Below are 11,813 nucleotides of genomic sequence, written 5' to 3'. Positions count from 1 at the left end.
CAGACCTCGAAGGTAGGCTGACTCCGTGATTGTGGAGCACCTGAGCCTGGTCGATTTCCGCAACTACGCGACCGCGGAACTCACTCTCCACCGGGGCCCGAACGTGCTCGTCGGACGCAACGGGCAGGGAAAGACGAACCTGGCGGAAGCGGTCGTGTTCCTGGCCACTCTCGGCTCGCATCGCGTGTCGTCCGATGCCCCCATGGTGCGCGACGGGCAGGAGTTCGCGGTCATCCGGGCACGGCTCTCGCACGGCGAGCGTCGAGTGCTCGTCGAAGTGCAGGTGAACAGGCAGGGGTCGAACAAGGCACGCATCAACGGCTCTCCGTCCAAGCCGAACGAGCTGCCCCGCTACGCGCACGTCGTCCTCTTCGCGCCGGAGGACCTGCAGATCGTCCGGGGCGACCCGTCCGCCCGCCGCCGGTTCAGCGACCAGCTCCTCATCCAGCGCACTCCACGGATGGCGGGCGTGCTCGCCGACTACGACCGTGTGCTCAAGCAGCGCAATGCCCTGCTGAAGTCGGCGCGTGCCCGCGGCATCCGGGGCGAAGGTCTGAGCACCCTCGATGTGTGGGACGACAAGCTGGTCTCCCTGGGGTCCGAGATCATCACGGCTCGACAGCGGTTGGCCGTCGATCTCCAACAACCCGTCGCCGATGCATATGAAGCGATCGCCGGTGCAGATCATCGTCCGCAGTTGGAGTGGGCGCTCTCGGTCGGTGGCGGCGACCCCGAAGAGGATGAGGGCGGACCCGAAGAGGTCTCCCCCGCCGACAGGCTCAGCGATCCGAACCGCATCGCGGACCTCTTCCGTGCCTCTCTCGCGGCGAAGCGTTCCAACGAACTCGACCGCGGCCTCACACTCACCGGACCGCATCGGGACGATCTCGTGCTCCGTGTCCGCGACCTTCCGGTGAAGGGGTACGCCTCGCACGGGGAGTCCTGGTCGGTCGCGCTCGCGCTCCGGCTGGCGTCGGCGGAGCTGTTGCGCAGTGAATCCCCCGCCGGCGATCCGGTCCTGATCCTCGACGACGTGTTCGCCGAGCTCGATGCGGACCGGCGTCGTCGACTCGCAGCCCTCACCGCAGGGTACGAACAGGTCGTGGTGACCGCGGCGGTGGAGGAAGATATCCCTGAGGTGCTGCACGCGCATGTGGTGCGCATCAGCGCCGGGACGATCAGTGATGAACGGGAGGCAGCCGATGACTGACGCCGCACCGACTCCCGCTGCCGATGTTCCCGAGACGGTCGGCACCTACCTGCGTCTGCGCGGTCTGCAGCCGAGCTCGAAGAGCTGGAAGCGCAAGCGTCGCATCACGACCGATGACGACAACGCGCCGTTCACGCCCGGGCGGGACCCCGGGACCCTCGGCGCGGTCCTGGACAAGCTGAGCCGCGACTCGGGGTGGCAGATCACTCTGGCCAGGGAAGACCTCGTCCGTCAGTGGGCGGATCTCGCGGGCGCCGACACGGCGAAGCACTCCGAACCCGTCTCCCTGGAGCGAGGATTGCTCACCGTGAAGTGCGACTCGACGGCGTGGGCGAAGAACCTGCAGTTCATGCGCGCGACGATTCTCACCGAGATCGGTCGCCGCTATCCGGAGGCCGGCGTGGAGAACCTGCGCTTCATCGGACCGGACGTCCCCTCGTGGAAATGGGGTCCCAGAGCCGTTCCAGGGCGGGGCCCGCGCGATACCTACGGGTAGGACACCACGCAAGGGGTCAGAAACGCTCAGAGGGCCACACACGGCCGTAGAGCGGTGTTTCCCCACGAAACTCCGCTAGAATGGCAGTTCGTGATATCGATGTGGAGAATGCCCTCTGATGACGCCTGAATCCCCCGCTGACGAGACGGAATCGAACATCGGGGGAACCCCCGAGGACCAGGGCACCATTGCACCCAAGGCGAAGCAGCCCGGGGAGTACGGCGCCGACTCGATCCAGATCCTCGAAGGCCTCGAAGCCGTCCGCAAGCGTCCCGGTATGTATATCGGTTCCACGGGACCGCGCGGTCTGCACCACCTCGTCTACGAGATCGTCGACAACTCGGTCGATGAGGCCCTCGCCGGATACGCCGACACGATCTTCGTGACGATGCTCGCCGACGGTGGCGTGCGTGTGGTCGACAACGGTCGAGGCATCCCGGTGGACCCGCACTCTTCCGACCCGAACAAGTCGACGGTCGAGGTCGTGCTCACGATCCTGCACGCCGGCGGAAAGTTCGGAGGGGGCGCCTACGCCGTCTCCGGTGGTCTGCACGGTGTCGGATCTTCGGTCGTGAACGCGCTCTCGACGCGGTTCGACGTCGAGGTCAAGCAGAAGGGCTTCGTCTGGCGGCACAGCTTCGCCGACGGCGGCATCCCGCAGCAGAAGCTCGAGAAGGGCGAGGCGACCGAGGAGACCGGAACCAGCATCACGTTCTGGCCGGACGCCTCGATCTTCACCGAGACGATCGAGTTCGACTACGACACGCTGCGCACACGATTCCAGCAGATGGCGTTCCTCAACAAGGGACTGCGCATCGAGCTGCGTGACGAGCGGGAGTCGTCTGCGTACGAGGTCGAGGAAGACGGCGCGACCGTCACCAAGCAGCCCGGCGACGTGTTCTACTACGAGCGCGGACTGGTCGACTACGTCGAGTACCTCAACAAGGTGCGTCACGCCGAAGTCGTGAACGACGAGATCATCGCGTTCGAGTCGGAGGACACCGAGCGCAAGATCTCGCTCGAAGTCGCGATGCAGTGGACGACGTCCTACACCGAGAACGTCTTCACCTATGCGAACACGATCAACACCCACGAAGGTGGGACGCACGAGGAGGGCTTCCGGGCAGCTCTGACCACGCTGGTCAACAAGTACGCCCGGGCGAACAACCTCCTCAAGGAGAAGGACGACAACCTCTCCGGTGACGACGTGCGTGAGGGACTGACCGCGGTCATCTCGATCAAGCTCGGCGAGCCGCAGTTCGAAGGTCAGACCAAGACCAAGCTCGGCAACACCGAGGCGAAGGCATTCGTGCAGAAGGTCGTCGGCGATCAGCTCGGCGACTGGCTCGAGCGCAACCCGAACCAGGCGAAGAACGTCGTCCGCAAGGCGATCGATGCCGCGACCGCTCGTCTCGCCGCTCGCAAGGCCCGCGAGACCGCTCGCCGCAAGAGCGTGTTCGAGTCTGCGGCCATGCCGGACAAGCTCAAGGACTGCACCAGCAAGGATCCCTCCATCAGCGAGATCTTCCTCGTCGAGGGTGACTCGGCCGGTGGTTCCGCGGTGCAGGGTCGCGACCCGCACACGCAGGCGATCCTGGCGCTCCGGGGGAAGATCCTCAACGTCGAGCGTGCACGTCTCGACAAGGCGCTGGGCAACAAGGAAGTCCAGGCGATGATCCAGGCCTTCGGCACGGGGATCGGCGAAGAGTTCGACATCGAGAAGGCTCGCTATCACAAGATCGTCCTGATGGCGGATGCCGATGTCGACGGCCAGCACATCACGACTCTGCTGCTCACCCTGCTGTTCCGCTACATGCGCGGACTCATCGAGGCCGGCTTCGTGTACCTCGCGATGCCGCCGCTGTACCGCCTGAAGTGGTCGAACTCCGCACACGAGTATGTGTTCAGCGACGCCGAGCGCGACGCCCTGCTCGCGCACGGCCTCGAGAACGGCAAGCGGATCCCGAAGGATGCCGGCATCCAGCGCTACAAGGGTCTCGGTGAGATGAACCCGAAGGAGCTGTGGGAGACGACGATGGACCACACCACGCGCACCCTGCAGCAGATCACCATCGAGGACGCGGCCGCGGCCGACGAGATCTTCAGTGTGCTGATGGGCGAAGACGTCGAGTCCCGACGCAGCTTCATCCAGCGCAACGCCAAGGACGTCCGCTTCCTCGACATCTGATGCCCGCGGGCTCAGACCAGATGTGTGACAGAGAGATTGATTCATGACTGACGAAGAACGCACCGAACCGGAACACGATCACGGCAAGATCGACCAGGTCGACCTGCAGTCGGAGATGCAGCGCAGCTACCTCGACTACGCCATGGCCGTCATCGTGGGGCGCGCCCTCCCCGATGTGCGCGACGGACTCAAGCCGGTGCACCGCCGTGTGATCTACGGCATGTACGACGGAGGGTTCCGCCCGGACAAGTCGTTCTCCAAGTGCGCACGTGTGGTCGGCGAGGTCATGGGCCAGTACCACCCGCATGGCGACTCGGCGATCTACGACGCCCTCGTGCGACTGGTTCAGCCGTGGTCCCTCCGCTACCCGCTCGCTCTCGGGCAAGGCAACTTCGGTTCCCCCGGGAACATGGGCGCCGCGGCTCCGCGATACACCGAGACGAAGATGGCTCCGCTCGCGCTCGAGATGGTGCGCGACATCGAAGAGGAGACCGTCGACTTCACCGACAACTACGACGGTCAGACGCAGGAGCCGACGGTTCTCCCCGCCCGGTTCCCGAACCTGCTCGTCAACGGTTCCGTCGGTATCGCGGTCGGCATGGCCACGAACATCCCGCCGCACAACCTGCGCGAGGTGGCGGATGCGGCGCTGTGGGCGCTGGACAACCCCGGCATCCCCCGCGAGGAGCTGCTCGACGGTCTGATCCAGCGCGTTCCCGGCCCCGACTTCCCGACCGGCGCGCAGATCCTCGGGACGAAGGGCATCCACGAGGCGTATCGGACCGGTCGCGGCTCGATCACGATGCGCGCGGTCGTCAACGTCGAGGAGATCCAGGGTCGTACCTGCCTCGTCATCACCGAGCTGCCTTATCAGGTCAACCCCGACAACGTCGCGGTCAAGATCGGCGACCTGGCCCGTGACGGCAAGATCACCGGCATCGCCGACATCCGTGACGAGTCCTCGGACCGCACGGGTCAGCGTCTGGTCGTCGTGCTCAAGCGCGACGCCGTCGCGAAGGTCGTGCTCAACAACCTGTACAAGCACACGCAGTTGCAGGAGAACTTCGGCGCGAACATGCTCGCGATCGTGGACGGTGTCCCGCGCACGCTCGCGATCGACGGGTTCATCACGCACTGGATCTCCCACCAGATCGATGTGATCGTGCGACGCACCGAGTTCCGGCTGCGCGAGGCCGAGAAGCGGATGCACATCCTGCGCGGATATCTGAAGGCGCTCGACGCGCTCGACGAGGTCATCGCGCTCATCCGACGGTCGCAGACCACGGCGGATGCGAACGAGGGTCTCCAGAAGCTCCTCGACATCGATGAGATCCAGGCCGATGCGATCCTGCAGATGCAGCTGCGTCGCCTCGCAGCTCTCGAGCGTCAGCGGATCATCGATCAGGCGAACGAGCTCGAGGCCCAGATCGCGGACTACAAGGCGATCCTCGCCGACGAGGGTCGTCAGCGTGTGATCATCCGCGAAGAGCTGACCGGCATCGTCGACCGCTTCGGTGACGAGCGTCGCACGCACATCCTGCACGGCTTCGACGGCGATGTGTCGATGGAAGACCTCATCGCCGAAGAAGAGATGGTGGTGACCGTCACGCGCGAGGGCTACATCAAGCGCACGCGCAGTGACAACTACCGCTCCCAGCACCGTGGCGGCAAGGGCGTCAAGGGCGCTCAGTTGCGGGCGAACGACATCGTCGAGCACTTCTTCGTGACGACCACGCACCACTGGCTGCTGTTCTTCACCGACAAGGGCCGGGTCTACCGCGCGAAGACCTACGAGGTGCCGGAGGCCGGACGTGACGCCAAGGGCATGCACGTCGCGAACCTCCTCGCACTGCAGCCCGATGAGAGCATCGCCCAGGTGCTCGACATCCGTGACTACGGGGTGGCGGACTACCTCGTGCTCGCCACACGGGAGGGCCTCGTCAAGAAGACCCGGCTCGACACGTACGACACCAACCGCCAGGGCGGCGTCATCGCGATCCGTCTGAACGAGGAGGACGAGCTGGTCAGCGCGCTCCTCGTGAACGCGGAAGACGACATCCTCCTCATCAGCCGGCACGGGATGTCGGTGCGCTTCGAGGCCACCGATGAGGCGCTGCGTCCGATGGGTCGCGCGACGGCCGGTGTTCGCGGCATGAAGTTCAAGATCGACGACGACTCCCTGCTCTCGGCCTCCGTCGCCGCCCCGGGGAAGTTCGTCTTCGTCGTCACCGACGGCGGCTACGCGAAGCGCACCGCGATCGAGGAATACCGGGTCCAGGGACGCGGCGGGACAGGCATCAAGGTCGCCAAGTTGAACGACGATCGGGGCACTCTCGCGGGCGGTCTGATCGTCGCAGAGGACGACGAGGTCTTGGTGGTTCTGTCCAGCGGCAAGGTGGTACGCTCTGCCGTGGCCGAGGTCCCCGCCAAGGGTCGCGACACCATGGGAGTGGTGTTCGCCCGGACGACGGAGGCCGATCGCATCCTCGCCATCGCCCGTAACGGTGAGCGTGGCCTCGCCGAAGAAGAGGCCGAAGCGGAGGATGCCGAGATCCAGGCACCTGAGACGACAGAAACCCCCGAGGATACAGACGCATGAGTACAGTGGCCGACAAGCTGGCGAAGAAGTCGACACGCAAGACAGGCGGCAAGCAGGTCCGGCTTCGTCTGGTCTACGTCGACTTCTGGTCGGCGGTGAAGCTGTCGTTCCTCGGAGCCGTGGCCCTCGCGGTCGTCACGATGGTGTCGTTCTTCCTCATCTTCCTGGTGCTCCAGGCGACGAACGTCATGACGACGGCCGAGAGCTTCCTGGTCGGCATCACCGACAACGCTTTCGTGCTGTCCGAGGTCGTCGGACTGCCGCAGGTCATGGCCTTTGCAGCGGTCGTCGCCATCCTTAACCTCATCGTCTTCACGGTGCTCGGCGCCGTGGTCGCCGGCATCTACAACCTCGCCGTGAAGGTGACGGGCGGATTGCTCGTCGGGTTCATGTCGAACTGATCCCTCACACGGACACACGAAGGGCGGATGCTGCGGCATCCGCCCTTCGTCGTCCCCGCGAGCGGTTGCTACACGACGCCGGTGGTGCCGAGTAGTGTGCCGATGAGCCATGTGGCGGCGAGGGCGAGTGCTCCGCCGAGCACCAGCCGGATCGATGCGCGCACCGGCGCGGATCCTCCGATCCTGGCTGAGACGGTTCCAGTCACGGCCAGAGCAAGGAGGACCGCGATGAAGGTCACCGGCACCCGCCATTCCGGGGGCGGGAGGAGGATGGCCAGCAAGGGCAGGAGTGCACCGAGAGTGAAGGCGATCGCCGAGGACATCGCCGCATGCCACGGATTCACGAGGTCGTCCTGGTCGATGCCGAGCTCGACCTCCAAGTGAGCGGCGAGGGCGTCGTGCGCGGTGAGCTCTACCGCCACCTGACGTGCCGTCTCGTCGGAGAGCCCGCGGTCGCGGTAGAGCTGGGTGAGTTCGTCGAGCTCCACCGCAGGCATCGTGCGCAGCTCTTCGCTCTCCTTCGCGATCAGCGCGCGCTCACTGTCGCGCTGGCTGCTCACCGACACGTACTCCCCGAGGGCCATGGAGATCGCTCCGCCGACGAGGCCGGCGATGCCCGCGGTGAGGAGCGCGGCGTTGTCGGTCGTGGCGCCGGCCACTCCGACGACCAGGGAGGCGACGGAGACGATGCCGTCGTTGGCGCCCAGCACCCCCGCGCGCAGCCAGTTCAGTCGCTGGCCGAGACCGGCGCCGTGCGGTTCTGCTTCGTGCATCGTCATGCCTCCAGTGAAGCAGGAAGGAGGCTCGGGACACAGGAGATCCGGAGCACGCGTTACGGAAAACCCGAAACAGAGTGTCCGGGTGACTCGGTGCCGCGCGCAACGGCCCCGCCGTACCGTGGAAGCATGACCACTCAGACTGCGACCCCGACTCCCGCAACCGCGGTGAAGCCGCCGTTGCGCATCTTCCTCACGATCCTGCATCTGGCAGGCGTCGGCGTCCTCGGCGGCGTCATCTTCGGCATGCTCGGCGGCCTTCTCGGCACCGGCATCGGCCTCCTCTTCGCGGCCGGCATCGGCGTCGTCCTCCTGGTCGGACTCGTCTACGCCCTTTACGGACTCGGCTGGTTCGAAGTCGCTCGTGTCGGCGCGCTCTACCGCACGCCGATCGCGCCGCTGCGCGTACAGCCGCGTGATCGTCCCGGATTCGGCGGGTGGTTGCGGTCCCTCGGACGGCAGGCCATCGACGGCCGGATGTGGCGGGCAGTGGCGAACTTCGCCATCTCCGCCGTGCTCGGTTTCGTCGTCCTCCGACTGTTCTGGGGACTGGTGTGGTCGATCATCATCTCGTTCGCCCCGCTCACGGCCGCGGACTCCGTGATCGGACCGTTCGGTGGCGGGGGGATCCCCGTGGCCTGGGCTCCGCTGATCGGCGTCCTCGGCCTCGCCGCCTGCGTCGTCGGGATGATCGGGCTGGCACTGCTGCACCGAACCCTCTCCCTCGCGATCGTGATCCGCAGCAAGGAGACCGAGCTCACCGAGCGTGTCCGCACGTCGACCGCCCAGCGTGAGGGTGCGGTGCGCGCCGCCGATGTGGAGCGCACCCGGATCGAGCGCGATCTGCACGACGGGGTACAGCCGCGGCTGGTCTCGGTCGGGATGACGCTCGGACTCGCGCAGCAGAAGATCGACAACGATCCGGAGGCCGCCAAGGAGCTGATCAACGAGGCTCACACCTCGACCAAGGCAGCGATCACCGAACTCCGCCAACTCGCTCGCGGCATTCACGCCTCGGTGCTCGATGACCGTGGTCTCGACGCCGCCCTTTCCGCTCTGGCCGGGAGATCGCACATTCCCGTGCACCTCGATGTCCGGATGGGCGGCCGGTGCAGCCGCGAGGCCGAGGCCGCCGTGTACTTCTCGATCGCGGAGTCCCTGACCAACGCTGCCAAGCACTCGCGGGCCAGTGAAGCCCGGGTGACCGTGCGCGTGCGTGAGGGCAACACCCTCTGGGCCCGCGTGGAGGACAACGGCATCGGAGGCGCTCAGGTGCAGCCCGGTGGGGGTCTGGACGGCATCGCCAACCGCATCCTCGCCGCGGGAGGGACCTTCCGCCTCGACAGTCCGCAGGGCGGACCGACCAGCCTGGAGGTGAACGTACCGTGCGCATCCTGATCTGCGAGGATTCGGTCCTGCTGAGAGAAGGCCTCGTTCGCCTGTTGGAGGACGCAGGGCACGAGGTGGTCGCCGCTCTCGCCGACACGGTGGAGCTCGAGCAGACGGTGGCCGATAGTGCACCGGATCTCTGCATCCTCGACGTGCGGTTGCCTCCGACCTTCACCGACGAGGGCATCCGCGCCGCGCTCGGTCTGCGGGCCTCGCGTCCGTCCCTCGCAATCCTCGTCCTCTCGCAGTACGTCGAGGAGCGATACGCCTCGGATCTGATCGCGGCGCAGGGCGGTCCGCTCGGATACCTGCTCAAGGACAGGGTCGCCGATGTCGAGGAGTTCCTCGGTTCGGTGCAGCGCATCTCGGAGGGCGCGACCGTTCTCGACCCCGAGGTCGTCGCTCAGCTCCTCACGCGCCGCAATCGCGACGACAAGATGATGCGACTCACCGAGCGGGAACGCACCGTGCTCGCGCTGATCGCCGAGGGGAAGTCGAACCAGGCGATCGCCGGTCTGCTGTTCCTCTCGGAGGCCAGCGTCGAGAAGCACATCACCTCCATCTTCCAGAAACTGGGCTTCGACCCGGACGAGTCCGGCAATCGCCGCGTGCTCGCCGCGCTTGCCCACATCGAGAACACGGGCGGCCCGACGCCGCCGACCGGCCAGACAGGAGTGGCACGATGACCACCGACAACAACGGCTTCCCGGGCGAGCACACCCCGCTCACCCCGCCGCCCGCTTCCCCGCCCGCCTCTCCGGCGCCGCCATCGGCGGCGCCGGGTGCACCGACACCTCCGCCGCCCAGCCCGACGGGAGGGCGTTCGTCCGGAGCCACGGCCGTCCTGGTCGTGACAGCGGTGGTGGGCGGGATCGCCCTTCTCGGAACCGGCGGCACAGCGGTTGCCGCTGCGGCGGGTTCCGTCATCTCGGCGAGCCGGCCGGATTCCGTGCAGACCGCGAACGCACAAGGCATCGAGGGCATCGACCTGGATGCGGATGCCAGCAGCATGCGCGTCGAGTTCGGCGACGTGGATCAGGCGGAGCTGGCGATCACCAACGGGCGAGGACCCGCGTGGACGTTCGAACGTGACGGCGACGAACTGATCGTCCGGAGTCCGGACAACGTGTTCGGGTGGTGGTTCGGCAGTTGGTTCGGGGACGAGCAGATCGCCGTGCTCACGCTGCCGGAGAGCTTGCGGGACGCGGAGCTCGATGCCGACCTCACACTGGATGCCGGCAGCCTCGACGTGGACGGCGACTTCGGGGTGCTCGACGCCACCGTGAGCGCCGGCGCGCTCGACGTCACCGGGTCCGCCACAGAACTCGACGTGCAGATGAGCGCCGGTCGCGCCGACATCCTCCTCGATGGCGTGACCGTGGCCGATCTGGGTGTGTCCGCGGGTGACCTCACGGTCGAGCTGACCGGTACACCGCCGTCGCAGACCACGATCGATGTCAGTGCCGGATCGCTCGATCTGACCCTGCCCGATGTCGAGTACGCCGTGAGCCAGGACATCAGTGCCGGCACCCTCAACTCGAAGGTGCAGGAGGCGTCGAGTGCGCGGCGGACCATCGAGGTATCGCTCTCCGCGGGCACGGCGACGATCCGCCCGGGTCGCTGAACCGGGTCGAGGGCGAGGACACTCCCGGGTCGTCGCCCTCGATTCGGAAATTCCGTCTTTCTCCGGTAAAGTCTTGGAGGTTGACGGGGCTATAGCTCAGGCGGTTAGAGCGCTTCACTGATAATGAAGAGGTCCCAGGTTCAAGTCCTGGTAGCCCCACTCCTCAACTCAAGAAATCCCTCACGGGGCCTTAGCTCAGTTGGTAGAGCGCCTGCTTTGCAAGCAGGATGTCAGGAGTTCGAATCTCCTAGGCTCCACCGGAAGATGAAGCCCTCGGTGCGTACCGGGGGCTTCTCTCTTTTCGCGGTCACTCGCGATCGGTGTGCATCCCGACGTTGATGACGCGACCATCGGAGTCGCGGTAGAAGAAACGCGTGACACCCCAGGGCTCGTCGGTGAGTGGATGCACGATCTCCAGGCCCGCCGCTTCCGCGCGGGCGAAGGCCGCCGTGACGTCGTCGACGAAGACGGAGACATCGGGATTCACCGGTGCCGAGGCGTCGCGGGTGATCAGGCTGAGCTGGTGCCCCTCCTCGTCGCCGAGCGTCACGATCCAGCCGTGGTCCATCAGCACCCGCAGCCCGAGCACCGCCGAATGCTCGGCGACCGCGGAACGGAGATCGGTCACGGTGAGATCAGGGACCACTCTTTCGACGCGCATGCCCCCATCATCCCCGCGTCAGGCGAGATCGATCTGGTAATGGATCATCCCCGACCGGGAGGCGACACGATCGTAGAGGCCACGTGCGGTGGTGTTCGACTCGGCGGTGAGCCAGTAGACCTTCGCGGATCCGTGCTGCTCAGCCCACGCTCGCACGTGCGCGATCAGTGCCCGCCCGACACCGCCACCGCGGACGCCGGGTGCCACGAACAGGTCTTCGAGGTAGCAGTAGTCCGTGGTCGTCCACGTCGCGGCATGCGTCAACCAGTGCACGATGCCCACGGCCGTACCCGTCTCGTCGCGGGCGATGGCCCCCTGGATACCGCCATCAGGGTCGACCAGTCGCTCGAAGGTGGAAGCGGTGATCGTCTCGTCGAGGTCGGTCTCATAGAAAGCGAGGTACCCCCGCCAGAGGGCGAGCCACTCGGGCTGGTCCGCGGCGGTGAGGGGCGCGATCGTCGTCATGAAT

At 66.4% G+C, this 11,813-nt stretch carries 11 protein-coding genes and 2 tRNA genes; 10 read left to right on the top strand and 3 right to left on the bottom strand.

Features of this window, described 5'->3' with window-relative positions; translation table 11 throughout:
- The first annotated feature begins 25 nt into the window (after window positions 1–25).
- From recF to KV397_RS16730, 5 genes are all read left to right on the top strand, one after another.
- Window positions 26–1,210, top strand: coding sequence for a DNA replication/repair protein RecF (gene recF / locus KV397_RS16750; protein ID WP_261811794.1), 1,185 nt, complete (start codon window positions 26–28; stop codon window positions 1,208–1,210).
- On the top strand, window positions 1,203–1,706 hold the full coding sequence (locus KV397_RS16745; RefSeq protein WP_131491648.1) for a DUF721 domain-containing protein: 504 nt from the start codon (window positions 1,203–1,205) through the stop codon (window positions 1,704–1,706). Before recF ends, KV397_RS16745 begins: the two co-directional genes overlap by 8 nt.
- Before the next feature lie 118 nt (window positions 1,707–1,824).
- The gene (gyrB, locus tag KV397_RS16740; RefSeq protein WP_052193261.1) at window positions 1,825–3,894 is read left to right on the top strand and encodes a DNA topoisomerase (ATP-hydrolyzing) subunit B; all 2,070 of its coding nucleotides are present in this window, start codon (window positions 1,825–1,827) and stop codon (window positions 3,892–3,894) included.
- 43 nt (window positions 3,895–3,937) lie between these two features.
- A complete protein-coding gene (gyrA, locus tag KV397_RS16735) occupies window positions 3,938–6,493 on the top strand; it encodes a DNA gyrase subunit A (RefSeq protein ID WP_131491647.1) in 2,556 nt (851 codons plus the stop codon).
- On the top strand, window positions 6,490–6,894 hold the full coding sequence (locus tag KV397_RS16730; RefSeq protein ID WP_047519752.1) for a DUF3566 domain-containing protein: 405 nt from the start codon (window positions 6,490–6,492) through the stop codon (window positions 6,892–6,894). The genes gyrA and KV397_RS16730 overlap by 4 nt, the downstream gene beginning before the upstream one ends.
- 68 nt (window positions 6,895–6,962) lie before the next feature.
- On the opposite strand, the gene KV397_RS16725 is transcribed toward KV397_RS16730, so the two are convergent.
- The gene (locus KV397_RS16725; protein ID WP_261811793.1) at window positions 6,963–7,673 is read right to left on the bottom strand and encodes a VIT1/CCC1 transporter family protein; all 711 of its coding nucleotides are present in this window, start codon (window positions 7,671–7,673) and stop codon (window positions 6,963–6,965) included.
- Window positions 7,674–7,799: 126 nt separating this feature from the next.
- Between KV397_RS16725 and KV397_RS16720 the strand changes: the two genes are divergently transcribed.
- The 5 genes from KV397_RS16720 (at window position 7,800) to KV397_RS16700 (ending at window position 10,940) form a co-directional block, all read left to right on the top strand.
- On the top strand, window positions 7,800–9,068 hold the full coding sequence (locus KV397_RS16720; RefSeq protein ID WP_261811792.1) for a sensor histidine kinase: 1,269 nt from the start codon (window positions 7,800–7,802) through the stop codon (window positions 9,066–9,068).
- On the top strand, window positions 9,056–9,745 hold the full coding sequence (locus tag KV397_RS16715) for a LuxR C-terminal-related transcriptional regulator (protein WP_131491644.1): 690 nt from the start codon (window positions 9,056–9,058) through the stop codon (window positions 9,743–9,745). Before KV397_RS16720 ends, KV397_RS16715 begins: the two co-directional genes overlap by 13 nt.
- Window positions 9,742–10,683 (top strand): DUF4097 family beta strand repeat-containing protein, encoded by a 942-nt coding sequence (locus tag KV397_RS16710; protein ID WP_131491643.1) that lies wholly within the window; start codon window positions 9,742–9,744, stop codon window positions 10,681–10,683. The genes KV397_RS16715 and KV397_RS16710 overlap by 4 nt, the downstream gene beginning before the upstream one ends.
- Window positions 10,684–10,768: 85 nt before the next feature.
- Window positions 10,769–10,842 (top strand) — tRNA-Ile (locus tag KV397_RS16705).
- A gap of 25 nt (window positions 10,843–10,867) precedes the next feature.
- Window positions 10,868–10,940: transfer RNA gene (locus KV397_RS16700), tRNA-Ala, on the top strand.
- A 50-nt stretch (window positions 10,941–10,990) separates the two neighbouring features.
- Here the strand turns inward: KV397_RS16700 and KV397_RS16695 are convergent.
- Window positions 10,991–11,344: a VOC family protein gene (locus KV397_RS16695; RefSeq protein WP_131491642.1), complete on the bottom strand. Its 354-nt coding sequence runs from the start codon at window positions 11,342–11,344 to the stop codon at window positions 10,991–10,993.
- 18 nt (window positions 11,345–11,362) lie between these two features.
- A complete protein-coding gene (locus tag KV397_RS16690) occupies window positions 11,363–11,809 on the bottom strand; it encodes a GNAT family N-acetyltransferase (protein WP_261811791.1) in 447 nt (148 codons plus the stop codon).
- Window positions 11,810–11,813 lie beyond the last annotated feature (4 nt).

The sequence above is a fragment of the Microbacterium aurugineum genome (genome assembly GCF_023101205.1).
Lineage (GTDB): Bacteria > Actinomycetota > Actinomycetes > Actinomycetales > Microbacteriaceae > Microbacterium > Microbacterium aurugineum.
The sequence above is the reverse complement of the archived record's forward strand: the minus strand, read 5'-3'. Positions and strand labels throughout refer to the sequence as shown.